The 25,844-nt window shown below is 66.2% G+C and carries 30 protein-coding genes; 21 read left to right on the top strand and 9 right to left on the bottom strand.

The window, feature by feature from the left end:
• The first annotated feature begins 108 nt into the window (after positions 1-108).
• A complete protein-coding gene (locus tag PO768_RS15235) occupies positions 109-699 on the top strand; it encodes a lysophospholipid acyltransferase family protein (protein WP_272646725.1) in 591 nt (196 codons plus the stop codon).
• Complete coding sequence (locus PO768_RS15230) at positions 692-934, top strand: VF530 family DNA-binding protein (protein WP_137943241.1); 243 nt, start codon at positions 692-694, stop codon at positions 932-934. Before PO768_RS15235 ends, PO768_RS15230 begins: the two co-directional genes overlap by 8 nt.
• A gap of 21 nt (positions 935-955) precedes the next feature.
• On the opposite strand, the gene minE is transcribed toward PO768_RS15230, so the two are convergent.
• The 3 genes from minE to minC all read right to left on the bottom strand — a co-directional run bounded on the left by minE (position 956) and on the right by minC (position 2,949).
• Positions 956-1,219: a cell division topological specificity factor MinE gene (minE, locus tag PO768_RS15225; RefSeq protein ID WP_137943242.1), complete on the bottom strand. Its 264-nt coding sequence runs from the start codon at positions 1,217-1,219 to the stop codon at positions 956-958.
• Between the two features lie 11 nt (positions 1,220-1,230).
• On the bottom strand, positions 1,231-2,046 hold the full coding sequence (gene minD / locus PO768_RS15220) for a septum site-determining protein MinD (protein WP_137943243.1): 816 nt from the start codon (positions 2,044-2,046) through the stop codon (positions 1,231-1,233).
• A 63-nt stretch (positions 2,047-2,109) separates the two neighbouring features.
• Positions 2,110-2,949 (bottom strand): septum site-determining protein MinC, encoded by an 840-nt coding sequence (minC, locus tag PO768_RS15215; RefSeq protein WP_442953240.1) that lies wholly within the window; start codon positions 2,947-2,949, stop codon positions 2,110-2,112.
• 652 nt (positions 2,950-3,601) lie between these two features.
• On the opposite strand from minC, the gene PO768_RS29290 reads away from it, so the two are divergent.
• From PO768_RS29290 to PO768_RS15190, 5 genes are all read left to right on the top strand, one after another.
• Complete coding sequence (locus PO768_RS29290) at positions 3,602-4,045, top strand: hypothetical protein (protein WP_442953239.1); 444 nt, start codon at positions 3,602-3,604, stop codon at positions 4,043-4,045.
• Between the two features lie 128 nt (positions 4,046-4,173).
• The gene (metG, locus tag PO768_RS15205) at positions 4,174-6,219 is read left to right on the top strand and encodes a methionine--tRNA ligase (RefSeq protein WP_272646724.1); all 2,046 of its coding nucleotides are present in this window, start codon (positions 4,174-4,176) and stop codon (positions 6,217-6,219) included.
• Positions 6,220-6,243: 24 nt separating this feature from the next.
• On the top strand, positions 6,244-7,908 hold the full coding sequence (locus PO768_RS15200) for a SulP family inorganic anion transporter (RefSeq protein WP_272646723.1): 1,665 nt from the start codon (positions 6,244-6,246) through the stop codon (positions 7,906-7,908).
• Positions 7,909-7,940: 32 nt separating this feature from the next.
• Positions 7,941-8,144 (top strand): DUF3460 family protein, encoded by a 204-nt coding sequence (locus PO768_RS15195; RefSeq protein ID WP_137943247.1) that lies wholly within the window; start codon positions 7,941-7,943, stop codon positions 8,142-8,144.
• 26 nt (positions 8,145-8,170) lie between these two features.
• Positions 8,171-9,064 (top strand): segregation and condensation protein A, encoded by an 894-nt coding sequence (locus tag PO768_RS15190; protein WP_272646722.1) that lies wholly within the window; start codon positions 8,171-8,173, stop codon positions 9,062-9,064.
• Here the strand turns inward: PO768_RS15190 and PO768_RS15185 are convergent.
• The 3 genes from PO768_RS15185 to PO768_RS15175 form a co-directional block, all read right to left on the bottom strand.
• Complete coding sequence (locus tag PO768_RS15185) at positions 9,055-9,789, bottom strand: response regulator (protein ID WP_272646721.1); 735 nt, start codon at positions 9,787-9,789, stop codon at positions 9,055-9,057. The genes PO768_RS15190 and PO768_RS15185 overlap by 10 nt on opposite strands.
• 139 nt (positions 9,790-9,928) lie before the next feature.
• Entirely contained in the window at positions 9,929-10,381 is a 453-nt protein-coding gene (locus PO768_RS15180) for a MaoC family dehydratase (RefSeq protein ID WP_272646720.1), read from the bottom strand.
• A gap of 3 nt (positions 10,382-10,384) precedes the next feature.
• The gene (locus tag PO768_RS15175; RefSeq protein ID WP_272646719.1) at positions 10,385-11,011 is read right to left on the bottom strand and encodes a ParA family protein; all 627 of its coding nucleotides are present in this window, start codon (positions 11,009-11,011) and stop codon (positions 10,385-10,387) included.
• Positions 11,012-11,096: 85 nt separating this feature from the next.
• Between PO768_RS15175 and PO768_RS15170 the strand changes: the two genes are divergently transcribed.
• A complete protein-coding gene (locus PO768_RS15170; protein ID WP_137943251.1) occupies positions 11,097-11,528 on the top strand; it encodes a DUF1841 family protein in 432 nt (143 codons plus the stop codon).
• A 30-nt stretch (positions 11,529-11,558) separates the two neighbouring features.
• On the opposite strand, the gene PO768_RS15165 is transcribed toward PO768_RS15170, so the two are convergent.
• The 3 genes from PO768_RS15165 to flgA form a co-directional block, all read right to left on the bottom strand.
• Positions 11,559-11,948 (bottom strand): hypothetical protein, encoded by a 390-nt coding sequence (locus PO768_RS15165; RefSeq protein WP_137943252.1) that lies wholly within the window; start codon positions 11,946-11,948, stop codon positions 11,559-11,561.
• A 100-nt stretch (positions 11,949-12,048) separates the two neighbouring features.
• A complete protein-coding gene (gene flgM, locus PO768_RS15160; protein WP_272646718.1) occupies positions 12,049-12,381 on the bottom strand; it encodes a flagellar biosynthesis anti-sigma factor FlgM in 333 nt (110 codons plus the stop codon).
• 111 nt (positions 12,382-12,492) lie between these two features.
• Entirely contained in the window at positions 12,493-13,206 is a 714-nt protein-coding gene (flgA, locus tag PO768_RS15155) for a flagellar basal body P-ring formation chaperone FlgA (RefSeq protein ID WP_272646717.1), read from the bottom strand.
• Between the two features lie 170 nt (positions 13,207-13,376).
• On the opposite strand from flgA, the gene flgB reads away from it, so the two are divergent.
• The 13 genes from flgB to PO768_RS15090 form a co-directional block, all read left to right on the top strand.
• Entirely contained in the window at positions 13,377-13,790 is a 414-nt protein-coding gene (flgB, locus tag PO768_RS15150) for a flagellar basal body rod protein FlgB (protein ID WP_137943254.1), read from the top strand.
• A 16-nt stretch (positions 13,791-13,806) separates the two neighbouring features.
• Positions 13,807-14,223, top strand: a complete 417-nt coding sequence (gene flgC, locus PO768_RS15145; RefSeq protein WP_137943255.1) for a flagellar basal body rod protein FlgC — start codon at positions 13,807-13,809, stop codon at positions 14,221-14,223.
• Positions 14,224-14,245: 22 nt separating this feature from the next.
• Positions 14,246-14,902 (top strand): flagellar hook assembly protein FlgD, encoded by a 657-nt coding sequence (locus PO768_RS15140; protein ID WP_262973860.1) that lies wholly within the window; start codon positions 14,246-14,248, stop codon positions 14,900-14,902.
• Positions 14,903-14,952: 50 nt separating this feature from the next.
• Complete coding sequence (flgE, locus tag PO768_RS15135) at positions 14,953-16,326, top strand: flagellar hook protein FlgE (RefSeq protein WP_272646716.1); 1,374 nt, start codon at positions 14,953-14,955, stop codon at positions 16,324-16,326.
• A gap of 20 nt (positions 16,327-16,346) precedes the next feature.
• The gene (gene flgF, locus PO768_RS15130; protein ID WP_272646715.1) at positions 16,347-17,075 is read left to right on the top strand and encodes a flagellar basal-body rod protein FlgF; all 729 of its coding nucleotides are present in this window, start codon (positions 16,347-16,349) and stop codon (positions 17,073-17,075) included.
• An 11-nt stretch (positions 17,076-17,086) separates the two neighbouring features.
• Positions 17,087-17,869 carry a flagellar basal-body rod protein FlgG gene (flgG, locus tag PO768_RS15125; RefSeq protein ID WP_137943259.1) on the top strand — a complete coding sequence of 261 codons (783 nt, stop codon included), beginning with the start codon at positions 17,087-17,089 and terminating at the stop codon, positions 17,867-17,869.
• Between the two features lie 17 nt (positions 17,870-17,886).
• Complete coding sequence (locus tag PO768_RS15120; protein ID WP_137943260.1) at positions 17,887-18,567, top strand: flagellar basal body L-ring protein FlgH; 681 nt, start codon at positions 17,887-17,889, stop codon at positions 18,565-18,567.
• A gap of 42 nt (positions 18,568-18,609) precedes the next feature.
• On the top strand, positions 18,610-19,737 hold the full coding sequence (locus tag PO768_RS15115; RefSeq protein ID WP_440402454.1) for a flagellar basal body P-ring protein FlgI: 1,128 nt from the start codon (positions 18,610-18,612) through the stop codon (positions 19,735-19,737).
• Positions 19,738-19,819: 82 nt separating this feature from the next.
• Positions 19,820-20,677 carry a flagellar assembly peptidoglycan hydrolase FlgJ gene (gene flgJ / locus PO768_RS15110; RefSeq protein WP_272646714.1) on the top strand — a complete coding sequence of 286 codons (858 nt, stop codon included), beginning with the start codon at positions 19,820-19,822 and terminating at the stop codon, positions 20,675-20,677.
• Positions 20,678-20,709: 32 nt separating this feature from the next.
• Positions 20,710-22,701 (top strand): flagellar hook-associated protein FlgK, encoded by a 1,992-nt coding sequence (gene flgK / locus PO768_RS15105; protein WP_272646713.1) that lies wholly within the window; start codon positions 20,710-20,712, stop codon positions 22,699-22,701.
• 44 nt (positions 22,702-22,745) lie between these two features.
• Positions 22,746-23,963, top strand: coding sequence for a flagellar hook-associated protein FlgL (flgL, locus tag PO768_RS15100; protein WP_272646712.1), 1,218 nt, complete (start codon positions 22,746-22,748; stop codon positions 23,961-23,963).
• A 6-nt stretch (positions 23,964-23,969) separates the two neighbouring features.
• Entirely contained in the window at positions 23,970-25,160 is a 1,191-nt protein-coding gene (locus tag PO768_RS15095; RefSeq protein ID WP_272646711.1) for an EAL and HDOD domain-containing protein, read from the top strand.
• Positions 25,161-25,189: 29 nt separating this feature from the next.
• Positions 25,190-25,844: PAS domain-containing protein (locus PO768_RS15090; protein WP_272646710.1), on the top strand; the 655-nt coding region annotated here is incomplete at its 3' end.

Here is a 25,844-nt window from a genome sequence, read left to right as displayed (position 1 = left end):
GCGCATGCCGGCGCCAAGTGATTGATTTCACAGGCTTTGCGCTAGTCTGCTCAATAAAAGTGCACAGGCGTAGGACAATCGTTGGCTTTGCCGGGATCACGGCTCCTCATGCACCGCACGATCTTCACCACGCCTGTCGTCAACACCGCGCTGCGCGCCCTGTCTCTGGCATGGCTGAGGCTGCGCGGCTGGAAGCTTGCCGGCACGCTGCCGGCCGAGCAGCCCAAATGCGTGCTGATTGCCGCACCGCACACCAGCAACTGGGACCTGCCCTACACGCTGATGGTGGCGTTCGCGCTGCGTCTGAACATCTACTGGATGGGCAAGCAGCAGATTTTTCGCTGGCCGTTCGGCGGCCTGATGCGCTGGCTGGGCGGCATCGCGGTGAACCGCGAGCAGTCCAGCAATCTGGTGGCCGCCTCGGCCGAGGCGCTGCGCCGGGCCGATGGGCCGGTGCAGCTGATCGTGCCGCCCGAGGGCACGCGCAGCAAGACGCGCTACTGGAAGACCGGCTTCTACTGGATCGCCCACCAGGCCCAGGTGCCTATCGTGATGGCTTATATGGACTACCCGCGCAAGCTCAGCGGCCTCGGGCCCGTATTCACGCCCAGCGGCGATGTCGAGGTCGATATGCGCAAGATCAAGACCTACTACGCCCAGTTCAAGGGCAAGAACTGGCAGCAATTCGACCATGAGTGACGCGCCCAACAAGGATCCGCTGCAAGGCAAGACCCTGGAGATGATCGTCACCGCGCTGGCCGACTATTTCGGCTGGCAGGAGCTCGGTGAGCGCATCGCGATCCGCTGCTTCCAGAGCGATCCCAGCGTGGCCTCCAGCCTGAAGTTCCTGCGCAAGACACCCTGGGCGCGCGCCAAGGTCGAGAGCCTCTACCTCTTCATGCTGCGCGAGCAGGCCCGCCACCGGCAGGCCTGAGGCCGCTTCGGCGGCCTGGATTCAAGCTCGATTCGGCTCGGGCAGCTCGATCTTGACTTCGAGCACCTCGAAGTTGCCCTCGCGCTCCATATGCACCTTGATGTCGTCCGGGTTGATGGAGACGTACTTCGAGATCACCGCGACCAGCTCGCGCTGCAGCTGGGGCAGGTAATCGGGGCTGGTGCTGCGGCCGTTGCGCTCATGCGCCAGGATCAGCTGCAGCCGCTCCTTGGCGACGCTGGCGGTGTTCTTTTTCTCACCGAGGAAGAAGGACAGGAATCCCATCGTGGCCTCCCTCACTTGCTGCCGAACAGGCGTTTGAAGAAGCCGGGCTTGACCGCCTCGATGAAGCGCATCGGCTTGTCCTCGCCCAGGAAGCGCGCCACCACATCGGCATAGGCCTCGGCCACCTCGCTGCCCTTCATATGGATGGCGGGCAGGCCCTGGTTGGAGGCCTGCAGCACCACCTCGGACTCGGGGATCACGCCGATCAGCGGTGTGCGCAGGATCTCGTGTATGTCTTCCAGCGACAGCATCTGGCCGCCCTCGACCCGGCTGGGGTTGTAGCGCGTGATCAGCAGATGCTCCTTGATCGGCTCCTTGCCCTCGATCGCGCGCTTGGTCTTGCTGTTGAGCATGCCCAGGATGCGGTCGGAATCGCGCACCGAGGAGACCTCGGGATTGGTCACGACCAGGGCCTCATCGGCGAAGTGCATGGCCATCAGCGCGCCGGTCTCGATGCCGGCCGGCGAGTCGCAGATGATGTAGTCGAACTCCATCGCCTTGAGCTCTTCGAGCACGCGCTCGACGCCCTCCTGCTTCAGCGCGTCCTTGTCGCGGGTCTGCGAGGCGGCCAGGATGAAGAGCTTGTCGAGCTGCTTGTCCTTGATCAGGGCCTGGCTCAGCTTGATCTCGTCATTGATGACATTGATCAGGTCATAGACCACGCGGCGCTCGCAACCCATGATCAGGTCGAGATTGCGCAGGCCCACGTCGAAATCGATCACCACCGTCTTGTAGCCGCGCAGGGCCAGACCGGTTGCAAAGCTGGCGCTGGTGGTGGTCTTGCCGACCCCACCCTTGCCGGAAGTCACTACGACGATCTTGCTCATCGATTCAAGTCCTTTTCAGTAGAGGGTCAGGTCTTGCCTGGCCCGGAAGATTTTCAACATCCATCACAGTTTCAGCGGCTCCATCACCAGCTTCTCGCCCTCCAGCCGGATCTGCGCCGGCTTGGCGAACACGGTGTCGGGCAGCGGGTTCTCGGTGGTGCGGTAGATGCCGGCGATCGCGATCAGCTCGGCCTCCATGCTGGTGGCGAAGATGCGCGCGTCGGTGTTGCCGCGCGCGCCGGCGATGGCCTTGCCGCGCAGCGGCGCATAGACATGGATATGACCGTCGGCGATCACCTCGGCGCCATGGTTGACCAGGGCCAGCACGACCAGATCGCCGCCCTTGGCATAGACCTGCTGACCGGAGCGCAGCGGCTTGTCGATCACCAGGGTCTTGACCGCATCGCCGGGCACCTCGCGCACCACCTCGTGCACGACCTCGCGCACCACTTCCTGCACCACGGTCTCGACCCGCGCTTCGGCGCGCGGCGCCACCGGCTCGGGCTCCGGCGCCTCGGCCAGCCCCAAGGCCAGCGCGCGCGCCAGCAGGCCCGGGCCGGCGCCGACCACGGCCACCGGCTGCATGCGGTACTCGCGCAGCAAGGCCAGCAGGGCGGGCAGATCGATAGGCGGCTCGGCGTCCAGGCTCAGCTGGGCCTGGCCCGGCTCGTTGCCGGGCTCGGTCTGCGGCAGCTGCGAGAAATCGATCAGCAGCGGGTCATGGTTGAACACCTCGGGCGTGCCGCCCAGGCGCTGGCGCAACTCAGCCGACAGCTGCGTCAGATCGCCGGTCTTCAGCACCAGCGTGAGCAGACTCAGTGACGCGCTCTTGAGTTCAAACACCTCATGGGCCCTGGACGCAGGTTTGCCGGCGTTGTTGTTTCCCTCTAGTGCCTGGACCATGAGCAGTGGCTTATCTTGTGCAAAGCGGTGATTTTAGCGGGAGGCGAGGCAGGCCTCTTTCGGGGCGCACCCGCAGCCTGCTTAAAAAGCAGGCAGAGCAAGAACAAGACTGGCAAATCAAGCACTTAGCCCGGCTATCGAAGCGGTGTTCACAAACTTGTCCACATCAGCGGTGGACAGCGCATGAGCTATTTCAACATCAGGGCTTGACTTATCCCCAAACAGCCAGCACCTCCCGAGTCGCTGCCGGATGCTGGCGCTCATGCTGCACTGCATCTGCACGTTTCCCCGAAAGCGCGCTAAGTCATTGATTCATATAGAGCCGTATCGCCTGCTCAAAAAATCGGCAAGCCAAGCGCAAGCGCGGCATATCAAGGGTTTAGCGCCGCTGCACCGATGTTCTCCACAAAGTTATCCACAGAAGAAGTGGATAGCTTCACCAAGCCTTACAAATCAAGACCTTAAGCGTGATCTTTGATGTCGAGTTGAGCTTCTGGTGCTAACTGGTCAAGTGAAAATCGTCGGCAACGGCGAGTCAGGGCGACGATCTTGCGCCAGGCGCCACGCCAGACGAACCAGACAAGAAATTTAATCGCCAAGCCTTGACTTATCCCCAATTGTTGCGATTGCGTGACGACCGGATGCCGGCAGCATGCACCCGCCGAAGCGATGCCGAAAAGCGGGCCAAGTGCTTGATTTGCATACGATGCCGCGCCGCAGCAATCGACAGCAGCGCCAAGGCAGTACCAGCAAATTCAAGCACTTAGCGAAAACAGCCCCGCTTGCCCACAAAGTTATCCACATGGCCGGCGCGAGCCCCGGCGTAGCGGGCGCGATGGGGATCGGCGCTGCGGTTACAGTGGCGACTGGGCTTGCATGTCGCAAGCCACCGAAGGAGTCGGCCTTGGCAACACCCAATTACTCATACGAAAAACGGCAACGCGAGCTGGCAAAGAAACGCAAGAACGAAGAAAAGCGCCAGCGCAAGCTCAGCGGTGGTGTTCAAGGCGGCCAGGATGAGCCCGATGCGGGTGGCGCCGATGCCCCGGCAGCCCCGGCCGACGGCGAGGCCGCCGCCGAGCCCAACAAGGGCTGACCTGGTACTGGCCGCAGGCCGCGCCCAGCCGCGCGGCGCCGGCACCTAAAATCTTGCTCCCGCATGGCGACCGCCATGCGACGCCGGCCCTGTTTCCCTCTGCCCGTTTTTGCCCGTACTCGCCCGCCATGACTCGCAAGCTCTTCGTCACCACCGCCCTGCCCTACGCGAACGCCAACTTCCATATTGGCCACATCATGGAATACACCCAGGCCGATATCTGGGTGCGCTTCCAGCGCATGCGCGGGCAGGAGGTGCATTTCGTCGGCGCGGACGACGCCCATGGCGCGCCCATCATGATTGCCGCCGAGAAGGCCGGTAAGACGCCGCAGCAGTTCGTGGCCGACATCGCGGCCGGCCGCAAGACCTATCTGGACGGCTTCCACATCAGCTTCGACAACTGGCACTCGACCGATGGCCCGGAGAACCACGAGCTCTCCAAGGAAATCTACAAGGCCTTGCGTGCCAATGAGCTGATCTCGGTGAAGACCATCGAGCAGTTCTTCGACCCCGAGAAGTCCATGTTCCTGCCGGACCGCTTCATCAAGGGCGAGTGCCCGAAGTGCGGCGCCAAGGACCAGTACGGCGATTCCTGCGAGGTCTGCAGCGCGGTCTACACGCCCACCGAGCTGAAGAACCCGTTCTCGGTGCTGACCGGCGCAACGCCGGTGATGAAGAGCTCGGAGCACTACTTCTTCAAACTCAGCGATCCGCGCTGCATCGAGTTCCTGGAGCAGTGGACCCAGACCCCGGGGCGGCTGCAGAGCGAGGTGCTGAACAAGATCAAGGAATGGTTCACCAAGGACGACGAGGGCAAGGGCGGCCTGGGTGATTGGGACATCAGCCGCGACGCGCCCTACTTCGGCATCGAGATTCCCGATGCGCCGGGCAAGTATTTCTATGTCTGGCTGGACGCGCCGATCGGCTACCTGGCCTCGCTGAAGAACTATTTCGGCAAGCTGGGCCGCGACTTCGACGCCTTCATGGCCGACGAGTCGGTGGAGCAGATCCATTTCATCGGCAAGGACATCACCTATTTCCACACGCTGTTCTGGCCGGCGATGCTGCATTTCAGCGGCCGCAAGACCCCGAACCATGTTTACGTGCATGGCTTCCTGACCGTCAACAACGGCGAGAAGATGAGCAAGAGCCGCGGCACCGGCCTGGATCCGCTGAAGTACCTGAGCTTGGGGCTGAATGCCGAATGGCTGCGCTACTACCTGGCCGCCAAGCTCAACGCCAAGGTCGAGGATGTGGACTTCAATCCCGAGGACTTCGTCGCCCGCGTCAACAGCGATCTGGTCGGCAAGTACATCAATATCGCCAGCCGTGCCGCCGGCTTCCTGTCCAAGCGCTTTGGCGGTCATCTGTCGGCCGACCTGGGCGTCGAAGGCCGCACCTTGCTGGACACGCTGCGCGCCCATTCCGACACCATCGCCGAGCTCTACGAGGAGCGCGAACTCGGCAAGGCGCTGCGCGAGATCATGCTGCTGGCCGACAAGGTCAACGAGTATGTGGACCAGAACAAGCCCTGGGAGCTGGCCAAGAAGGAAGGCGCCGACGCGGTGCTGCAGGATGTCTGCAGCGTCTGCATCGAAGCCTTCCGCCTGCTGACCATCTATCTGAAGCCGGTGCTGCCGGCGCTGGCCGCCAAGGTCGAAACCTTCCTGAAGGTCGAGCCGATGCAGTTCGCCGACAGCGCCCGCGCGCTCGGTGCCCACCAGATCGGCGTCTACGAACACCTGATGCAGCGTGTCGACCCCAAGCTGCTGGAAGCCCTGTTCGAGCCCCCAGCCGCACCGAAGATCGTGCCCGGTGGCGAAGACCTGGCCCCCGAGATCAAGATCGACGATTTCACCAAGGTCGATCTGCGCATCGCCAAAATCGTCAAGGCCGAGCACGTCGAGGGTTCGGACAAGCTCTTGCGCCTGACGCTGGATGTCGGCGAGGGCCGCCTGCGCAATGTCTTCTCCGGCATCAAGAGCGCTTACAAGCCGGAAGATCTCGAAGGCAAGCTGACCGTGATGGTCGCCAACCTGGCCCCGCGCAAGATGAAGTTCGGCATCAGCGAAGGCATGGTGCTGGCCGCCAGCCACGCCGACGAAAAGACCAATCCCGGCATCTTTGTGCTGGAGCCCTTCCCGGGCGCCCAACCCGGCATGCGGGTGCGCTGAACCACGGGCGGCCGACATCACACGATGCCGCCGCTGCACCGCTTTCAGCCGCGCGCACTGAGTGCACTGCGCGACTACAGCCGCCAGCGCTTCATCGCCGACCTCGGCGCCGGCATCACGGTGGGCATCGTCGCGCTGCCGCTGGCCATTGCCTTCGCGATCGCCTCGGGCGTCAAGCCCGAGCAGGGCCTGGTCACCGCCATCATCGCGGGCTTTCTGATCTCGGCCCTGGGCGGCTCGAATGTGCAGATTGGCGGGCCGGCCGGCGCCTTCATCGTGATCGTCTACGGCATCGTGCAGCGCTACGGCCTGGCCAATCTGCTGATCGCCACCGTGCTGGCCGGCGGCCTGCTGGTGCTGATGGGCCTGCTGCGCCTGGGCGTCTTGGTGCGCTACATCCCGGTGTCCATCGTGATCGGCTTCACCAACGGTATCGCGGTCCTGATCGCGCTGTCGCAGCTGAAGGATCTGCTGGGGCTGGACATCGCGCAGATGCCGGCCGACTTCTTCGGCCAGCTCGCCGCGCTGAGCCGCCATCTGCACAGCGTCAACCCCTGGGCCCTGCTGCTGGGCCTGGGCTGCATGGGCGTGGTGCTGCTGTGGCCCAAGACCTACCAGATGCAGCGCGGCCATGGCCCCTGGCGCCAGCGCACACACCGGCTGATGGCCCAGCTGCCGGGCACGGTGATCGCGCTGGTCGGCGCGACGCTGCTGGCCCAGGGCCTGAACCTGCCGCTGGAGACCATAGGCAGCCGCTTTGGCGGCATCCCGCAAAGCCTGCCCGGCTTTGCCCTGCCCGAGTTCAGCTGGAGCAGTGCCAAGCAGCTCTTCATCCCCACCGTGACGATCGCCCTGCTCGGCGCGATCGAGTCGCTGCTGTGCGCCCGGGTGGCCGACAATATGACCGCATTGCCCCGCCACGACCCGAACCAGGAGCTGATGGCCCAGGGTGTGGCCAATATGGTCGTGCCCTTTTTCGGCGGCATCCCGGCCACCGGCACGATCGCCCGCACCGTCACCAATGTGCGCGCCGGCGGCAACAGCCCGGTCTCCGGCATGGTGCATGCCGCCACCCTGCTGCTGATCGTGCTGCTGGCCGCACCGCTGGCCGAGTACGTGCCGCTGGCGGCGCTGGCCGGCATCCTGCTGGTGGTGGCCTGGAATATGGGCGAGTGGCATGAGTTCGCGCGGCTGCGCCGCTTCAGCCTGCCCTACCGCACCATCCTGCTCGGCACCTTTGTGCTGACCGTGGTGTTCGATCTGACTGTGGCGGTCGAGGTCGGCCTGGTGCTGGCCTGCCTGTTCTTTATCTACCGGATGAGCACGCTGTTTCGCGTCGAGCCACTGCCCAGCGAGATCGCCGGCACCCAGCTGATGCGGGTCTATGGCGCGCTGTTCTTCGGCGCGGTCGGCAAGGTCGAGGGTCTGGCCGAGACCCTGCCGGCCGGCTGTCACACCCTGGTGCTGGACCTGCATCAGCTGATCTCGATCGACACCTCGGGGCTGGACGCGCTGGTCCAGCTGCAGCGCACGCTGGCGCGGCAGGGCCAGCGTCTGGTGTTGTGCGGCCTCAACGAGCAGCCTGCCAGCCTGATTGCGCGCGGCGGGCTGGCCGAGGCGCTGGGGCCGGACGGCATTCATGCCGATTTGACCGCCTGGCGTGGCGCTTGTCGGCAAGCGGGCCTGTAAAATCACCCTTTTTGCAGCCAATTGCGCCCGCCATGCCCCTGTTCTGGAAGCCCTACAAGTCCGAAGTCAGCAGCTTCATCGATGAGCTGAAGGCCAAGAAGCCAACGCTGGAACAAGAACAGCGCGCCGGCCGTGCCCTGCTGTGGGACAAGCCGGTGGACCGCCAGGCCCAGGCCGATTTCCGCGCAGCCAAGATCGCCCAGCAACCTTACGTCTACCAGACCAAGGGCGACTGAAAACCCGCCCGTCCAGGAGCGTCGGCTTGAGCGACACGCCGCTGCCCTCCCTGCCGGCCGAGCCGGCCGCCGCCGCGCCGCCGCTGACGGTGGATGGCGTCGCTGTGGCCCGCCTCTACGGTGAGCCGCTGTTCCAGATGCCGCTGGACCTCTACATCCCGCCGGATGCGCTGGAGGTCTTTCTGGAGGCCTTCCAGGGTCCGCTGGACCTGCTGCTCTATCTGATCAGGCGGCAGAACTTCAACATCCTCGACATCCCGCTGGCCGATGTGACGCGCCAGTACCTGAGCTATGTCGACCAGCTGCGCAAGAGCAATCTGGAGCTGGCCAGCGAATACCTGCTGATGGCGGCGATGCTGATCGAGATCAAGTCGCGCATGCTCTTGCCGCCGAAGAAGACCGAGGACGGCGCCGAGCCCGAAGACCCGCGCGCCGAGCTGGTGCGACGCCTGCTGGAATACGAGCGCATCAAGCTGGCCGCCGCCCAGCTGGACGCGCTGCCGGTGCTGGGGCGCGACTTTCTGCGTGCGCAGGTGCATATCGAACAGTCGCTGCAGCCGCGCTTTCCCGATGTCGAGGCCAATGATTTGCGCGAGGCCTGGCTGGACATCCTCAAGCGCGCCAAGCTGAACCAGCACCACCGCATCACCCGCGAACAGCTGTCGGTGCGCGAGCATATGAGCATCGTGCTGCGCCGGCTGCAGGGCCAGCGCTTCGTCGAGTTCGAGCAGCTGTTCGAAGTCAGCCGCGGGCCGCAGGTGCTGGTCGTGACCTTTATTGCGCTGCTGGAGCTGGCGCGCGAGCGCCTGCTGGAGATCACACAAGCCGAGGCCTTCGCGCCTATCTATGTGCGCCTGGCCTACTCACCGAGTGTGGCCGAACCGCTGCCCGAGCCGCTGTTCGAGACCGATCAGGCCTGAGCGGCGCGCCAAGTCGAGAAATGAGTCTCGGGCTGGCGCTGCATCATCTGCCCCACCGCCAGCACCGCCTGGGTGCGTGAGCTGCCCCCCACGGCCTTCAGCACGGCGGCCACATGGTCCTTGATCGTTTCGACCGAGACGCCCAGCTCGCGGGCGATGATCTTGTTGGGCTTGCCTTGCAGCAGCAAGGCCAGCACATCGGTCTGGCGCGGCGTCAGCGACAGGCCTTCGAGCCCGCCGGTGGTCTGGTAGGCCGACTCGCTGGCGGCCTGCTGGATCTGCTGCATACGCTGCTGGGCCGGCGCCGGCTCGGGAGCGGACGACACCTCATTGCCCAGGCTCATCGGCGGCACATAGATGCCACCCGACATCACCAGACGCAGCGCCTGCGAGAGCATCTCGGTGCTGCTGCGCTTGGGCACAAAGCCCATCGCACCCTGGTCGATCGAACGGATCACATCGCTGGCACGGTCCGAGGCCGAGATCACCACCACCGGCAGGGCCGGGTAGGCGGCGCGGAATTCCTCCAGCAGATCGAAGCCGCTGGCATCGCCCAGTTGCAGGTCCAGCAGCACCAGATCGAAATCATCCTGCTGCTTCAGCGTCGACCGGGCAGCGGCGGCGCTGTCGGCGCCGACCACCTGGACATCGTCACCCAGGCCTTCGATGACGGTCTGCAGGGCCGACAGGATCAGCGGGTGATCATCAATGAGCAGTACTTTCATGCTCGGCCCCTTCATCAAGATTGGCGACATGCTTAGCGGTATGCATGGTGTTGGGGCTGGATCATAGGCAAGGGCCCCGGGCTTGGGCACAACCCTCATGGGGGATATCGCAGCCGCATCAGTTCGCACTGCGGACAAATCAGCGATAGCGTCGCGTCAGCGACTCCGCCACGCAGACCGGCTTGGCCAATCCCTCGCCCTCGACGCTGACCTGCACCGCCAGCTGGGCCCCACCCTCGATGGGTTCGTAGGACAGCAGCGTGAAACGCGCCCGCAAGCGGCTGCCCACCGGCACCGGCGCCGGAAAACGCACCTTGTTGAGGCCGTAGTTGATGCCCATGCGGCTGTCCGCCACCTGAAAACCGCTGTCGAAAAAGGCCGGCAGCAGGCTCAGCGTCAGGAAACCATGGGCAATGGTCGTGCCGAACGGCCCGGCCGCCGCCCGGGCGGGTTCGGTATGTATCCATTGCTGGTCGTCGGTGGCATCGGCAAAGCGCTGGATGCGCGCCTGGTCGACCTCGATCCAGTCGCTCAGGCCGATTTCCTGCCCCTGCAGGCCGGCCAGATCGGCCAGGCGTTCGAAAGTCCGCATCGTCTAGTGGTCCAGCCAGTCTCCCAGCGCCTGCCATTGCGCCAGATCGCGCTCGACCCGGCTGGGAGCGACGTCCCACAGGGTCAGACCGCGGGCCGCCAGTTGCACATAGTTCTGGGTGTCGCGCAGCATGCCCAGCACCGGCAGCGCCAGCCCTTGCACGAACTGCTGCAGTTGCTGGGCCGACAGCGTACCTTCACGCGCGCGCATGCCCACCAAGGCCAGCTGCGGGCTCTTGCCGCCCGACTGCGCCCGCAGATCTTGCAGGGTCTGCAGGAATCCGTATGTCGCCTGGATGTCAAAAAGACTGGGTTGCAGCGGAATCAGCAACTTGTCGGCCAGCGCGTAGACAGCCGCGAGCTTCTTGCCCCGCAGGCCGGCCGGTGTGTCCAGCACCACATGGCTGACGCCCTTGGGCGGCTTCAGTATGCCCTTCACGTCGACATCCCAGCTCTGGATCGCCGGCAGTTGCGCCGGGCGCAGATCCAGCCACTGGCGTGCCGACTGCTGGCTGTCGACATCGCCCAGCATCACCGCATGCCCTTGGCGGGCGTAGTAGCCGGCAATATTGCTGGCCAGCGTGCTTTTTCCAACGCCGCCCTTGGGGTTGGCGACCAGGATCACGGGCATGAAGTCTCCTGTGCAATCACGGGGAAACCATCGTAGCCGCGCCGCGCCGCGCACCGCAATGCGGGTGAACAGCGACAATAGCGCGATGTTTGCCCCCTCCCAAATCGAGGTGCGCCGCTTTTTCTGCGCCACCTACCGCAAGCTGCGCGAAGGTGCGCCGCTGATCCCGATGGAAGCCATTGCCGCGCAATGGATTGACGAGCACCCCGAGTACCACGCCGAACTGGCGGACGAGGAAACCGCCGTCAACACCGTCTACACGGTGGAAGAGGGGCGCACCAACCCCTTTTTGCATCTCTCGATGCATCTGACCATCACCGAGCAGCAGTCCATCGACCAGCCCACCGGCATCCGTCAGGCCATCGCGCTGCTGGCGGCCAAGCGCCAATCGATGCACGAGGCCCAGCATGCCGCGATGGACTGCCTGGGCGAGATGATCTGGGCCTCGCAGCGCAGCGGCCTGCCGCCCGATGGCCATGCCTATCTGGAATGCGTACGTAAGAAAGCCACCTCTTGAGGTGGCTTTGGTAGACAGGATGAGCTCGGATCAGGCCTGGTAGGACCCGCCGCCCAGCGACTTGCGCTCGTTCTTGCCCAGCGCCGAGTACAGGCCGCTGGCCTCGCCGGGCATCAGCACATCGATCGCGCGGTCCAGTGCGGCGGTGGCGCGTGCCAGCGACTCGCGCTGCGCGGCGACCCGGCCGCCGGCCTGTACCAGACGATGACGCAGATTGGGCGGCACCTGGCCGCTGCGGGCGGCTTCGCTGAACATCGCGATCGCCTCGGCCAGGGCCTGGTGCAGCGCGCTGGCATGCAGCTCGATCGCCTGGCTGTCGCGCCGCAGCAAGGCCTCGCCCAGCAGATTCAGGCAGCCTTCGACGGCCAGCAGCGGCTGCTCCAGCGCCTGGCCCAAGGCCGCGTCTGGCAAGCTCGTCATTTCAGAAGTGGGCAAGGCGTGCATAGCGGTACCCGCCGCAAGGCGTTGATATTCGGTCAGCAAAAACAGTCAAACAGCACCGGCTCGCGCCGGACACCGCTCAGTGAGGCGTCGCTCGGCTCAGCATTTCCTGGGCATTGGCAATCAGTTTGTCGGCCACCGCCTCGGCATTGATGCCGAACTTGCCTTCGGTGATGGCCTGGGAAATCCGCCCGACCTTCTCGGCGTCGAAGCTGCCTTCCTCGGACACACCGGCGAGCAAGGCGCTGGCATTGCTAGACAAGGCGATCTTGGCGCTGGCCTCCGGCGTCTTGCCGCCGGCGGCTTCGGCCGTCTTGGCGCGGCCGGCGTCAGCGCTGGCGGGCCTGTCCGTCCCGGCCGTCACTGGCGCCATCGTTTCTGGGCTGTTACCGATTTTCATGCTGCTCTCCATAGCTCAGGGCATTGCCCGAAGCTGTCCAGGTTTTTCGGTGTATCGACCCTTCCCGGCGGGACTTTAGGACTATCGCGAAACTGCGGGGCCAAACGCCCCCCTGTGCCTGCCTCATAGCAGCACCTCCACACGACGCTCACCGACGGCGCGGCCGGTCACGGTACGGCCATTCTCGAAACGGATCCTGACATCCTGGCCTTCCAGGCCCGGCTCCATGGCCTGGCCTTCACTGGCTATCGCATAGCCGGCACCGCTGGCCAGCACCTGCACGCGCTCGCCGGCGGCAAACCAGCGCCGCTGTTTCAGATCCGTGCTGCGCACCGCCTCACCGACCACCAGGGGTCGTTGCAGGCTGCGCCCGTCGAGCAGGCTGGCGTCGGTGAAGACCTGGCCGGACTCGGCAGCTATATCAATGTCGGCCGCTTGCAGCTGGGCTTGAGACAAGACGGTGCCGGCCGGCAAGGCGGTGGTGGCCACCAGCACCCGGGCATAGACCTGCACCTGCACCGGCAGGCTGACATTCCAGCGCGCCTGGCCATCGACGCAGCGCAGGCCGATGCGGCTGCGTCCCCACATCTTCATGCCGCTGGGCAGATAGGGCTGGACCTGGGCACAGGGCGCCAGCCGCAGCCGCGCGTCGAGCTGGCCCAGTTGCACCTCGATGCGCGCCTCGGGCGGCGCGCCGGCCTGGGCACCGGCCAGCGCCAGCGCCTGGACCCGGCTCAGCAGCTCGGGGCTCAGGCTGGACGGCGTCTGCGCCGCCCCGCCCGTCGCCGCCAGGCACAGCGCAAGCCCGGCGCCAAGGGCGCGGGTGCGGCTGGCCACGAGGGCAGCGGGAAGGCAGGCTTGTTGGAGCATGGAGCGACTGTAGGCCCGAGCCGCCGACTCCTGAGGGTCGAAATGCGCAGCAAAGCCCGTTCTATTCCCGCTAATGTTTTTCGACCTGCCCAACACAATCCATCTCAACTGCCCGGACTGCCACCGAGGTCCCCATCATGATCAACCGACTGACCGACACGCTGAACTTCCAGACCCAGGCCCTGAGCCTGCGCTCGGAGCGCCAGCGCCAGCTCGCCAGCAATATCGCCAATGCCGACACCCCGGGCTACCAGGCCCGGGACATGGACTTTGCGCGGGCGCTGCGCGAAGCGACCGGCTCCAGCGCGGTGCCCGGCGCGATGGCGACCACCAGCAAGAGTCATATGGCGCCGCTGGCCGGCGCCCGCGCCGACAGCAACAAGCTCTACTCCACCGCTGCCCAGACCAATCTGGACAGCAACTCGGTCGACATGGACCGCGAACGCGCCAACTTCGCCGACAACGCGGTGAAGTACGAGGCCACGCTGCGCTTCATCAATGGCAGCGTGCGCACCACGATGGACGCGATGAAGTCGCACAACGCGGCCTGATCCGCAGGAGAAGCCCATGTCGATGTTCCAGATCTTCAGCGTCTCGGGCAGCGCGGTCAGCGCGCAAAGCCAGCGCCTCAACATCGTCGCCAGCAATCTGGCCAATGCCGACACCGTGGCCGGCCCCGACGGCCAGGCCTACAAGGCGCGCCAGGTGGTGTTCCAGACCGCGCTGATGGGTGCCGGCGAGAACCTCGGCGCCGCCGGCGTGCGGGTGGCCCAGATCAGCGAAGACCAGACCGAGGGCCGGCGCGTGCACGACCCCAAGCACCCCAAGGCCGACGCCGAGGGCTATGTGACCTACAGCAATGTCAACACGGTGGAAGAGATGGTCAACATGATCTCGGCCTCGCGTTCCTATCAAAACAATATCGAGGTGATGAGCACGGCCAAGAGCCTGCTGCTCAAGACCTTGCAACTGGGCCAGGGCTGAGCCCGGGCCGGGAGGACTCCTGATGGACGTCGCAACGCTCAACAAGCTCAACGGTGGCAGCGGCACCGCCTCGGCCACCAAGAACGCGGCCGATACCCAGGACCGCTTCCTGAAGCTGCTGGTCGCGCAGATGCAGAACCAGGACCCGATGAACCCGATGGACAATGCCCAGGTGACCAGCCAGATGGCGCAGATCCAGACGGTCACCGGCGTGCAGGGCCTGAACACCACGATCCAGGGCCTGAGCTCGCAGTTCACCCAGCTGCAGGCGCTGCAATCGGTGGCCCTGGTCGGCCACGATGTGGCGCTGGCCAGCAACAATCTGGTGATCAACAAATCCGCCGACGGCGTCGCCACCGGCAAGGGCTCCTACGACCTGACCGGCGCCGCCGACAAGGTCAAGCTCGAGGTGCTGAGCCCGGCCGGCCTGGTGGTCGACACGGTGGAGCTCGGCGCCCAGAGCGCCGGCCTGCACAAATTCAGCTGGCCGGCCGACAAGGCGGTGGGTTACGACAGCCTGAATTTCCGCATCACCGCCAGCCGCGGCACGGCCCAGGTCGCCTCGACGCCCTACGCCACCGACAAGGTGGTCGCCGTCAGCACCAATGGCACCAAGCTGCAGGTCAAGCTCGAAGGCATGGGCATCGTCGACTACAGCCTGATCAAGATGGTCGACTGACGACCGCCCCCTCCCGATACCGATACCGCACAGTTTCAAGGACAAGCATCATGGGATTCCAACAAGGTCTCTCCGGTCTGAATGCCTCGAGCAAGAACCTCGATGTCATCGGCAACAACATCGCCAATGCCAACACCTATGGCACCAAGTCCTCGCGCGCCGAGTTCTCCGATATGTATGCCACCGCGCTCAACGGTGCCGGCGCCAATAACGTGGGCATCGGCGTGCAGTTGGCGGCTGTGGCCCAGCAGTTCACCCAGGGCAATATCTCGATCACCGAGAACCCGATGGACCTGGCGATCAACGGCGGCGGCTTCTTCCAGCTCAGCGACGGCAAGAGCCCGGTGGTCTACAGCCGCAACGGCCAGTTCAAGGTCGACCGCGAAGGCTTCATCGTCAACAACGACAAGCTCAAGCTGCTCGGCTATCCGGCCGACGGCACCGGCGTGATCCAGCCGGGCCTGGCCCAGCCGCTGCAGCTGCCCACCAAGGGCATCGAGCCGCAGACCACGGCCAATATCAAGATGGAGTTCAACCTGGACTCGCGCGCCAAGCCGACCGCGCCCTACACCCTGTCCGACCCGGCCGACCCGAACTCCAAGGTCGACGGCCTGGGCATCAAGCTCAAGGACCCGACCACCTACAACAACGCCACCTCGCTGACCGTCTATGACCAGAAGGGCCAACCGGTCGCGGTGACGCTGTACTACCAGCGCGCCCACAACCCCGACGCCAGCGGCAACACGGTCTGGAACGTCTACGTGACGGCCAATGGCGAGCCGGTCAGCGTCGCCGCCGACGGCTCCGACATCACCGCCCCGGACAAGAACGAGCCGCCGCTGCCGTACGCCCAGCTGACCTTCCCGCCGACCGGCGGCAGCCCGGTGTTCCCGCCGCCCGGCACCCTGCTGGACCTGCGCATCCCGGCCGGCACCAACTCGGCCGGCGCGCCGACCCTGCCCATCCCCTTCGACCCCGCCGGTCCGGCGATCCGCTTCGATGTGCTGGGCGCCACCGAGAACGGCTCCAGCTTCGCCGTCACCGATCTGACCCAGGACGGTTATGCGCCGGGCCAGCTGACCGGCATCGTGGTCGAGGAAACCGGCGTCGTCACGGCCCGCTACTCGAACGGCGAATCCAAGCCGGCCGGCCAGCTGGAGTTGGCCAACTTCCGCAATATGCAGGGCCTGCAGCCGCTGGGCGGCAATATCTGGGCCCGCACCAACACCTCGGGCGACCCGGTGGTGGGCACGCCCGGCGACGGCAATATGGGCGCGCTGCAGCCCGGCGCGCTGGAGGAGTCGAATGTGGACCTGACCGCCGAGCTGGTGAATATGGTGACCGCGCAGCGCACCTACCAGGCCAATGCCCAGACCATCAAGACCCAGGATCAGGTACTGCAGACCCTGGTGAACCTGCGCTAACCCCCGACTGAGGCCAGACCATGGACCGCATGATTTACCTGTCGATGGCCGGCGCGAAGGCGTCGATGCAGCGCCAGGATGTGCTGGCCAACAACCTGGCCAATGTCTCGACCAATGGCTTTCGCGCCGAGCTACAGGCTTTCCGGGCCGTGCCGGTGCGCGGCGACGGTGCCAGCACCCGTGCCTATGCGCTGGAAACCACGATAGGCCACAGCGACCAGCCCGGCGTCATCAACACGACCGGCCGCAATCTGGACGTGGCGATGCAGGGCAATGCCTGGCTGGCCGTGCAGGGCCTGGACGGCACCGAGGCCTACACCCGGGCCGGTGCCATCGATGTCAATGCCGAAGGTCTGCTGGTGCTGCGCAACGGCCTGCAGGTGCTCGGCGACGGCGGGCCCATCACGGTGCCGCCGGACAGCGAGGTCCATATCGGCGGCGACGGCACCGTCACCGCCAAGCTGCCGACCGGCAACCCGATCAATATCGGCCGGCTCAAGCTGGTCACGCCCGAGGCGCCGCTGACGCGCGGCAGCGACGGCCTGTTCCGCGCCGCCGACGGCGACCTGCCGGCCGACCCGAATGCCCGGCTGCAGGACGGCGCGCTGGAGGGCAGCAATGTCAGCCCGGTCGAGACCATGGTCAGCATGATCGCTGCGGCCCGCCAGTTCGAGCAGCAGATGAAGCTCTTGCAGATCGCCCAGACCCAGGGCCAGCAATCCGCCAAGCTGCTTGGCACGACTCAATAAGGACGCGCGCCATGATCCGCTCACTCTGGATTGCCAAGACCGGGATGGAAGCCCAGCAAATGCAGCTGGACACCATCTCGCACAACCTCTCCAACGTCGCCACCAACGGCTTCAAGCGCTCGCATGCGGTGTTCGAGGATCTGATCTATCAGAACCTGCGCCAGACCGGCGCCAACACCACCGAGCAGACGGTGCTGCCGACCGGCCTGCAGGTGGGCCTGGGCGTGCGCCCGGTGGCCACCTCGCGCAACTTCAGCCAGGGCAATCTGCAGCAGACCAGCAACAACCTGGACCTGGCGATCAAGGGCAATGGCTTCTTCCAGATCCAGATGCCCGACGGCACGACCAACTACACCCGCGACGGCAGCTTCCAGCTCGACGCCAACGGCCAGATCGTCACCAACAACGGCTACACGGTGCTGCCCGGCATCACCGTGCCCAACAACGCCCAGACCCTGACCATAGGCCAGGACGGCACCGTCAGCGTCACGGTGCCGGGCAATCCGCTGCCGCAAACCCTGGGGCAGATCCAGGTGGCCAATTTCGTCAATCCGGCCGGCCTGGATCCCAAGGGCCAGAACCTGTTCGCCGAAACCGCCTCCTCCGGCACGCCCAATGCCGGCGCCCCGAATGCCAACGGCCTGGGCGCGCTACAACAGGGTTTTGTTGAAACCTCCAATGTCAATGTGGTGGAGGAGCTGGTGCAGATGATCCAGACCCAGCGCGCCTACGAGCTGAACTCCAAGGCGGTGCAGACCTCGGATCAGATGCTGCAAAAGCTCACCCAGATCTAAGGCCCGGGAGATCCATCATGCGCACGCCATTGATCCCGCCGATCTCTTCGCTGGCCATCGCCCTGCTGCTGGGCGGTTGTGCCAACCTGCAACAACCCCGCGTCGAGCTGCAAAGCACCCCGGTGGTGCAGCTGCCGCTGCTGCCGCCCGCTGCGGCGGCCAATGGCGCGATCTACCAGTCGGCCAGCTACCGCCCGCTGTTCGAGGACCACCGCGCCCGCCTGGTCGGCGACACGGTCACGATACAGATCGTCGAGCGCATCAGCGCCAGCCAGAGCTCCAGCAGCGCGTTGGACAAGAGCGGCAGCCTGGCCGGCAGCGTCACCGCCCTGCCCGGCGTCAGCCCGAGCTCCTTCGGTCGCGCCTCGGTCGGCGCCAGCTCGGCCAACACCTCGGCCGGCAAGGGCAGCAACCAGAACACCAATGAATTCAGCGGCAGCATCACGGCCGTGGTCACCGGCGTGCTGCCCAACGGCCACCTGATGATCACCGGCGAGAAGCAGATCGGCGTCAACAACAACGTCGACGTGCTGCGTTTCTCCGGCCAGGTCGACCCGCGCGCCATCCAGCAGGGCAATAGCGTGTCCTCGGCGGCGGTGGCAAATGTGCGCATCGAGCAGCGCGGCCGGGGCGCGACCGATCAAGCGCACGGAATAGGCTGGTTGTCACGCTTCTTTTTAAGCCTTTCACCGACTTAAGTTTGCCCAGAATCGGTCGCATAAGTCTTTGATGCGACCGCCATGCAAACCCTCCTCCTGAACCCCTTCAAGCCGCTGCTCGCGCTGCTGCCATTGCTGATGGCTGCGCTGCTGAGCGGCCCGGCCGAGGCGGCCCGCATCAAGGAAGTGGCCGCCGTGGCCGGCGTGCGCAGCAATCCATTGAGTGGCTACGGGCTTGTCGTCGGTCTGGACGGCACCGGCGACCAGACCACCCAAGCCCCCTTCACCGGCCAGAGCCTGGCCGCGATGCTGCAGCAGTTCGGCGTGATGCTGCCGCCGGGCGTGACCATGCAGCCCCGCAATATCGCCGCCGTGATGGTCACCACCCAGCTGCCGGCCTTTGCCCAGCCGGGCCAGCCGCTGGACATCGCGGTCTCCTCGATCGGCAATGCCAAGAGCCTGCGCGGCGGCACGCTGATCGCGACGCCCTTGCGCGGCGCCGATGGCCAGGTCTACGCGATCGCCCAGGGCAATCTGGTGGTCGGCGGCGCCGGCGCCTCGGCCGGCGGCTCCAAGGTGCAGATCAATCATCTGAGTGCCGGCCGCATCCCGGGCGGCGCCCTGGTCGAGCGTGCGGTGCCGACCGCGCTGCAGACCGGCGACTTCATCCAGCTCGACCTGAATTCGATCGACTACACCACCGCCCGCGCGGTGGCCGCCGCGATCAACCGCGCCAAGGGCCCGGGCACCGCCCAGGCCCTGGACGGCCGGGTCGTGCGCGTGCGCGCACCGAGCAACCCGGACGAGCGCGTCAGCTTCCTGGCCGATATGGAAAACCTGCCGCTGGATCTGGCCGTGCCGGCCGCCCGCGTCGTCATCAATGCCCGCACCGGTTCGGTCGTGATGAACCAGGCCGTCACGCTGGCCGCCTGCGCGGTGGCCCATGGCAATCTGTCGGTCACGATCAGCTCGACCCCGGTGATCAGCCAGCCCAACGCCCTGTCGGGCGGCCAGACCGTGGTGGCCCAGAAGACCGATATCGCAATCAACCAGGCCCCCGGCGCGCTGATTCAGCTGCCGGCCGGGGCCCAGTTGTCCGAGGTGGTGAAGGCGCTGAACGCGCTGGGCGCCACGCCCCAGGATCTGCTGGCGATTCTGCAAGCGATGAAGAGCGCCGGCGCGATCACCGCCGAGCTGGAGGTGATTTAAATGTTGTACCCCCACGTTCACTTCGTTCTCTGCCCCCTGAGGGGGCGTTCAGCGCCCTTCGGGCGGCCGGGCGGGCGCTGAGATGTCCTTCAATCCTCTACCCCTGAGCACCCGCAGCAGCGCCGGCTCGGTCAGCGACAACCGCAGCATCGAATCGCTGCGCGCGGCCGCCGCGCGCGACCCCAAGGCCAGCATCCGCGAGACCGCCAAGCAGTTCGAATCGCTGTTCATGCAAGAGGTGATGAAGAGCATGCGCGCCTCCACGCTGTCCTCGGGCATGCTGGAGAACTCGGCCACCCAATTGGGCACCGAGATGCTGGACACTCAGTTCGCCGGCAAGATGACCGGCCTGCCCGGCGGCCTGACCGACGCGATCACGCGCCAGCTGCAGCGCCAGATGGGCGTGGCCGCCGAGCCCGCCAAGCCGCTGCAGCCGCTGCCGGCGCTGGCCAAGAAGAACATTGCCCCCCATGTGCAGAGCTTCATCCAGAAGCACGACGACGCCGCCAAGGCCGCCGAGCAGCAGACCGGCATCCCGGCCAGCTTCATGATTGCCCAGGCCGCCCACGAATCGGGCTGGGGCAAGCGCGAGATCACCGGCAAGGACGGCACGCCCTCCTTCAACGTCTTCGGCATCAAGGCCACCGCCGGCTGGACCGGCAAGGTCGCCGAGGTGCAAACTACCGAGTACATCAACGGCAAGCCGCAGAAGGTGATGGCCAAGTTCCGCGCCTACGACAGCTACGAGGATTCGTTCAAGGACTATGCACGCCTGATCGGCACCAACGCCCGCTACAAGGATGTGGTGGCCAAGGCCGACACTGCCGAAGGTTTCGCTCGCGGCCTGCAGAAGGCCGGCTACGCCACCGATCCCGACTACGCCAGCAAGCTGGCTCGTGTCATCAACACCACTGTGCGCGTGCAGCGCGCGCTGGCCTGATGCGCAGACCAGCGTAAGAAGAGAGCCAAGCCATGGGAACCTCCGCACTGTTATCGCTGGGCATGCGCGCCATGTTCGCCAACCAGGCCGCGCTGCAGACCATTGGCCAGAACATCGCCAATGCCAACACGCCCGGCTACTCGCGCCAGAGCGTCACGCTGACCACCCCCGAGGGCCAGTTCACCGGCTCGGGCTACTTCGGCAAGGGCGTCAATGTCCAGACCGTCACGCGCGCCCACAACGAGTTCCTCAGCAAGGAAGCGGCCGGCAGCAAGTCGGTGGCCTTCATGGACGCCACCCATGCCACCCAGCTGATCCAGCTGGAGAAGCTCTTCCCTCCGGGCGAGCGCGGTCTGGGCCAGGCGGCCAACCAGTTCCTCAATGCGATGGTCGACGTTTCCAGCCGGCCCTCCGATCTGTCGGCCCGCCAGGTGGTGCTGGGCCGGGCCAATGAGTTGGCCTCGCGCTTCGCCAGCACCGGCCAGCAGCTGGCCGATCTGCAGGCCGGCGTGGTCAGCGATCTGCGCGCCAATGTCGATGTCGTCAACCAGCTCAGCAAGCAGATCGCGGCGGCCAATGACCAGATCGCCCGTGCCAACGGCTCGGGCCACACCTCCAACGACCTGCTCGACAAGCGCGACCAGCTGATCTCCGAGCTGAGCCAATATGTCAAGGTCAGCACCCTGCCCTCCAGCGACGGCACGGTCGGCGTCTTCATCGGTGGCGGCCAGCGCCTGGTGCTGGGCTCGCAGGCCCAGGACCTGTCGCTGACGCCAGATCCCTATGACGGCTCGCGCGTGCAGCTGAGCATCGACGAAGCCAACGGCGCCCGCGTGCTGGACGAGAGCAGCCTGACCGGCGGCTCGCTGAGCGCCTTGCTGAAATACCAGAACAAGGACTTGCAGGACGCCCGCAACCTGGTCGGCCAGATGGCCGTCGCGATGGCCGAGCGCGTCAACGGCCAGCAGAAGCTGGGCCTGGATCTGTCCGGCACGGCCGGCTCCAATATCTTCTCCTATGCCCAGCCGCGCGCGCTGCCCTCGAACACCAATGCGCGCAATCCGGACGGCAGCTTCGCGTCAACCCTGAGCCTGTCAATCAAGGACGCGACCCTGCTGCGCGCCGAGTCCTATGTGCTGAAGGCCGACCCCAGTGGCGCGCCCGGCCAGTATGTGATGACGACCCGGCCGGGCGGCACCAGCGTCAGCCTCAGCGACACCCAGATCGAGCAGCAGTACGGCTTCACGATCACCGCCGGCGGCGCGCCGATGGGCCCGAACGACAGCTTCCTGCTGGAGCCGGTGGCCCAGGCCGCCGTGACGATGAAGCGCGAGCTTGATGCCCCCAGCGGCATCGCCGCCGCCTCGCCGATCACCGCCGTGACCGGCACCGCCAATACCGGCACCGCCACCATCGCCTCGCTGTCGGTGGCCAACAGCAGTTTCGCGCCGGCCCAGTACCCGGTGGCCATCGTGTTCCAGGGTGTCAACAACACCGACCCGAGCAAGCCGCCCGGCGTCGACTATGTGATGACGATGAACGACGGCACCATCGTCAACGGCACCTGGTATCCGGGCGAGGCAATGGGCAACTACCCGCTGCCGGCCGGCGACTTCGGCTTCCGACTCGCGCTCAACGGTGTGCCCAAGGCCGGCGATACCGTCAATATCGACCCCACCAAATCGGTCGCCACCAACAACGGCAATGCCCAGGCCTTCCTCGGCCTGCAGAAAGAAGCCTTCATCGGCCGCGGCCAGAACGGCGTCGGCGCCACCCTGACCGACGCCTACGCGACCGCGATGTCCGATATCGGCTCGCGCGTGCAGGGCGCGGCCTATCTGTCCGAGGTCTCCACCAGCGTGGCCAGCAATGCCGAGTCGGTGCGCAGCAGCCAGGCCGGCGTCAACCTCGATGAGGAAGCCGCGCGGCTGATGCAATACCAGCAGGGCTACCAGGCCGCTGCCAAGGTGCTGCAGGCCGGCCAGACCATTTTTGACGAGTTGCTCAGGATCGCGGCGCGCTGAAACGCGCCCCGCCCCCTCTAGCCGTCCCTTTCGGAGAATCCAGCATGCGCGTCAGTACCGCCAATATGTTCGACAGCAGCATCTCGACGCTGCAGCGGCGCCAGCAAAGCATGCAGGAGAGCCAGCAGAAGCTGACCTCGGGCAAGCGCATCGAGTACGCCAGCGACGACCCCACCGGCGCGGCCCGCGCCGAGCGCGCGCTGGCCTCGATCGAGCGGGTCGATGCCAACCAGCGGGCGCTGGAGGCCAGCCGAAACAATATGTCGCTGGGCGAGTCGGCGCTGGGCGATGCCAACGAGATCCTGCAGCAGATCCGCGAGGCCATGGTGGCCGCCGGCAATGCCACCTACAGCGATCCCGAGCGCGAAGGCCTGGCCAAGAAGATCACCGGGCTGCGCGACCAGTTGCTATCGATCGCCAACCGCCCCGACGGCTCGGGCGGCTTTGTCTTCGCCGGCCAGGGCGCCGAGGGCGCGCCCTTCATCGATGCGCCCGGCGGCGTGACTTACATCGGCACACCCGGCTCGGTGCAAAGCGGCAATCTGGAACAGTACGCGATGAGCATCGACGGGCGTATGGCCTGGGAGCAGGCCCGCAGCGGCAATGGCAGCTTCGTCACCGCCGTGCAGCCCAACACCATTGACCCCACCAACCCGCCAGCCAAGAGCTGGATCGATGCCGGCCGCGTCAGCAACCCGGCCCTGCTGACGGGTTCGAGCTACCAGGTCCAGGTCAGCGGCACCGGCGCCACGGCCACCTACTCGGTGCTGGATATCACCAATGGCACGACCGTCGCCACCGGCCCCTTCGCCTCGGGCAAGACCATAGACTTCGACGGCATCAGCGTGACGCTGACCGGCCAGGCTGCCGACGGCGATATGTTCAGCATCGAGCCGTCCACGGTGGGCCTGGGCGTCTTCGATGTGCTGGACGGCACCATCGCCGAGCTGCGCACGCCGCTGCGCGGCGATACGCAGATCGCCCAGACCAACGCGATGCGGCTGCGCGACCTCGACTCGGTGATCGGCAATATGCAGAACATGCGCACCGAAGTCGGTGAGCGCCTGAACAATCTGGACGGCAGCCAGTCGCGCATGAGCTCGCTGAAGCTCTACAACCAGACCGAGCAGTCGGCCGCCGAGGACCTGGACATGATCCAGGGCATTTCCGATTTCCAGAACCAGCAAGCCGGCTACGATGCGGCCCTGAAGACCTATGCCTCGGTGCAGCGCATGTCGCTGTTCCAGTACCTCAATCTCTGAGCCTCGATGACCACCAACTCCCACAGCATTCTCGGCAGCCTGGCCCTCGGCTACGCCCCCATGATCGACCGGCAGCGCATGGTCACCGCGACCCGGCTGACCGTCTTCCCGCTGCGCCCCGATGCCCGGCTCGATGCCGGCGAGCTGCTCGCCGCTGTCGCCGAGGCCTGGCCCGCCGATGGCGGCCCGGCCGTGCTGAACGTGCTCAGCGAAAGCCTCTTGCAAGGCCTGCTGGCCAGCCCGCCCAGCGCCAACCTGATGCTGGAGCTGCCGGCCTTCATGGCCACCGACCCGGCCCACGCCGAGGCCTTGCTGGCGCTGAAGAAAAACGGCAACACCCTGCTGCTCAAGGGCCGGCCGCTCAACGAGCTGGCCACCGAGCTGCAGGCCTGCTTCAAGTACGTCGCGCTCGATCTGGAGGACCAGCGCGCCAATCCGGCCCCGGTCGGCGCCCTGCCCAAGCTGATCTCGGGCCTGCGCGGCGCCGAGGATGTCGAGGCCGGCTTCGCCAGCGGCGCCGTCGGCGTGCTGGGCTGGCCGCTGGACGGCGCCTATGACGCACCGGCCGGCAACGCCAAGACCGAGATCCAGGCCGATCTGCAGGTCATCGTCCAGCTGATGAGCCAGGTCGACCAGGGCGAGGACATCGACAAGATGGAAGCCACGCTCAAGCGCGACCCCAGCCTGGCCTTCAAGCTCTTGCGCTATATGAACTCGGCGGCCTTCGGCCTGCCGGTCGAGGTGTCCTCGTTCCGCCACGCCATCATGCTGCTGGGCTTTGCCCGCCTGAAGCGCTGGCTGGCACTGCTGCTGACGACGGCCAGCAAGGACCACAGCATGCGCCCGGTGATGTATGGCGCGCTGCGTCGCGGCCTGCTGCTGGAGGAGCTGTCCAAGGGCATGGGCGACGCCGAGGCGCGCGACGAGATGTTCATCTGCGGCCTGTTCTCGCTGCTGGACCATATGCTCAAGCAGCCCTTCTCGCGCCTGCTGCAGTCGATCCCGGTGCCCGAGCGCGTGCGCCAGGCCCTGGTCGAGCAGACCGGCCCCTACAAGCCCTATCTGGATCTGGTGCAGGCGATCGAGTCCGAGTCGGTGTTCGACTACCGCCACGCCGCCGAGCAGCTGATGCTGGGCGCCGAGGAGATCAATCACGCGCTGCTGCGCGCGCTGGCCAAGGCCCGCCAGCTGGAGTGAGCGGCAGGCCTCGCTACACTGCGGGCGCCATGCCCACCTCGCCCGCCCAGCTCTCGCTGCTGCCCCAGGACCTGGCCGCCTTGCGCGGCCTGATGGGCCTGCTCAGCGACCCGGTGCTGGTGCTGGACGCCGAGCTGCGCGTGCTGGAGGCCAACACGCCGGCCCAGCAACACCTCGATGTCGTGATCGGCCACGGCCTGCAGGCCAGCCTGGGTGGCCGTCTGCACGACTGGCTGCGGCTGGCCAGCGCGGCCCAGGCGCAGGGCCGGCGCGCCCCGCCGACCCCGGCCCTGGCCCTGAACGGCGGCGGCCGCGCCCATCTGAGCCTGCTGGCCTTGCTGGCCGAGGAGGAAGATCCGGCCCGCTGGCTGCTGCACGCCCGGGTCCAGCAGGCCGTGGTGCCGCTCAGTCCACCGCTCAAGGCGCTGAAACGCCCGGCGGCGGCCGCGCCGGCGGCCGATCCACCAGGCACCGAGATCGGCGCGACCTGGGCCCGCGAGCTGGTGCACATCTTCTGGTCCTCGCCCTTCCCGGCCTATCTGCTCGACGGCCAGCAACGCCTGCAGGCCGCCAATGCGGCCTTCGCCGAGCTGTGCGGCCGCGAGCCCTCGGCCCTGCAGGGCCTGGCGCTGGCCGAGCTGCTGGCGCCGGGTGAGCGCGCCGGCCTGCGCCCGGCGCGTCCGA

Origin of the sequence: Paucibacter sp. XJ19-41 (assembly GCF_028462495.1) — a bacterium.
Taxonomy (GTDB): domain Bacteria; phylum Pseudomonadota; class Gammaproteobacteria; order Burkholderiales; family Burkholderiaceae_C; genus Roseateles_E.
The sequence above is the reverse complement of the archived record's forward strand: the minus strand, read 5'-3'. Positions and strand labels throughout refer to the sequence as shown.

Excerpts from the sequence above, each read along its gene's own strand:
- PO768_RS15200 (WP_272646723.1), top strand. The coding sequence starts at position 6,244 with ATGCCGCCGCTGCACCGCTTTCAGCCGCGCGCACTGAGTGCACTGCGC.
- PO768_RS15185 (WP_272646721.1), bottom strand. The coding sequence starts at position 9,789 with ATGAAAGTACTGCTCATTGATGATCACCCGCTGATCCTGTCGGCCCTG.
- PO768_RS15095 (WP_272646711.1), top strand. The coding sequence starts at position 23,970 with ATGACCACCAACTCCCACAGCATTCTCGGCAGCCTGGCCCTCGGCTAC.
- PO768_RS15165 (WP_137943252.1), bottom strand. The coding sequence starts at position 11,948 with ATGACGAGCTTGCCAGACGCGGCCTTGGGCCAGGCGCTGGAGCAGCCG.
- PO768_RS15180 (WP_272646720.1), bottom strand. The coding sequence starts at position 10,381 with ATGCGGACTTTCGAACGCCTGGCCGATCTGGCCGGCCTGCAGGGGCAG.
- PO768_RS15195 (WP_137943247.1), top strand. The coding sequence starts at position 7,941 with ATGCCCCTGTTCTGGAAGCCCTACAAGTCCGAAGTCAGCAGCTTCATC.
- flgF (WP_272646715.1), top strand. The coding sequence starts at position 16,347 with ATGGACCGCATGATTTACCTGTCGATGGCCGGCGCGAAGGCGTCGATG.
- PO768_RS15115 (WP_440402454.1), top strand. The coding sequence starts at position 18,610 with ATGCAAACCCTCCTCCTGAACCCCTTCAAGCCGCTGCTCGCGCTGCTG.
- flgK (WP_272646713.1), top strand. The coding sequence starts at position 20,710 with ATGGGAACCTCCGCACTGTTATCGCTGGGCATGCGCGCCATGTTCGCC.
- PO768_RS15175 (WP_272646719.1), bottom strand. The coding sequence starts at position 11,011 with ATGCCCGTGATCCTGGTCGCCAACCCCAAGGGCGGCGTTGGAAAAAGC.
- PO768_RS29290 (WP_442953239.1), top strand. The coding sequence starts at position 3,602 with ATGCACCCGCCGAAGCGATGCCGAAAAGCGGGCCAAGTGCTTGATTTG.
- PO768_RS15230 (WP_137943241.1), top strand. The coding sequence starts at position 692 with ATGAGTGACGCGCCCAACAAGGATCCGCTGCAAGGCAAGACCCTGGAG.
- PO768_RS15235 (WP_272646725.1), top strand. The coding sequence starts at position 109 with ATGCACCGCACGATCTTCACCACGCCTGTCGTCAACACCGCGCTGCGC.
- PO768_RS15120 (WP_137943260.1), top strand. The coding sequence starts at position 17,887 with ATGCGCACGCCATTGATCCCGCCGATCTCTTCGCTGGCCATCGCCCTG.
- flgG (WP_137943259.1), top strand. The coding sequence starts at position 17,087 with ATGATCCGCTCACTCTGGATTGCCAAGACCGGGATGGAAGCCCAGCAA.
- flgJ (WP_272646714.1), top strand. The coding sequence starts at position 19,820 with ATGTCCTTCAATCCTCTACCCCTGAGCACCCGCAGCAGCGCCGGCTCG.
- minD (WP_137943243.1), bottom strand. The coding sequence starts at position 2,046 with ATGAGCAAGATCGTCGTAGTGACTTCCGGCAAGGGTGGGGTCGGCAAG.
- flgL (WP_272646712.1), top strand. The coding sequence starts at position 22,746 with ATGCGCGTCAGTACCGCCAATATGTTCGACAGCAGCATCTCGACGCTG.
- flgB (WP_137943254.1), top strand. The coding sequence starts at position 13,377 with ATGATCAACCGACTGACCGACACGCTGAACTTCCAGACCCAGGCCCTG.
- PO768_RS15170 (WP_137943251.1), top strand. The coding sequence starts at position 11,097 with ATGTTTGCCCCCTCCCAAATCGAGGTGCGCCGCTTTTTCTGCGCCACC.
- flgE (WP_272646716.1), top strand. The coding sequence starts at position 14,953 with ATGGGATTCCAACAAGGTCTCTCCGGTCTGAATGCCTCGAGCAAGAAC.
- flgM (WP_272646718.1), bottom strand. The coding sequence starts at position 12,381 with ATGGAGAGCAGCATGAAAATCGGTAACAGCCCAGAAACGATGGCGCCA.
- flgC (WP_137943255.1), top strand. The coding sequence starts at position 13,807 with ATGTCGATGTTCCAGATCTTCAGCGTCTCGGGCAGCGCGGTCAGCGCG.
- minE (WP_137943242.1), bottom strand. The coding sequence starts at position 1,219 with ATGGGATTCCTGTCCTTCTTCCTCGGTGAGAAAAAGAACACCGCCAGC.
- PO768_RS15140 (WP_262973860.1), top strand. The coding sequence starts at position 14,246 with ATGGACGTCGCAACGCTCAACAAGCTCAACGGTGGCAGCGGCACCGCC.
- minC (WP_442953240.1), bottom strand. The coding sequence starts at position 2,949 with ATGGTCCAGGCACTAGAGGGAAACAACAACGCCGGCAAACCTGCGTCC.
- metG (WP_272646724.1), top strand. The coding sequence starts at position 4,174 with ATGACTCGCAAGCTCTTCGTCACCACCGCCCTGCCCTACGCGAACGCC.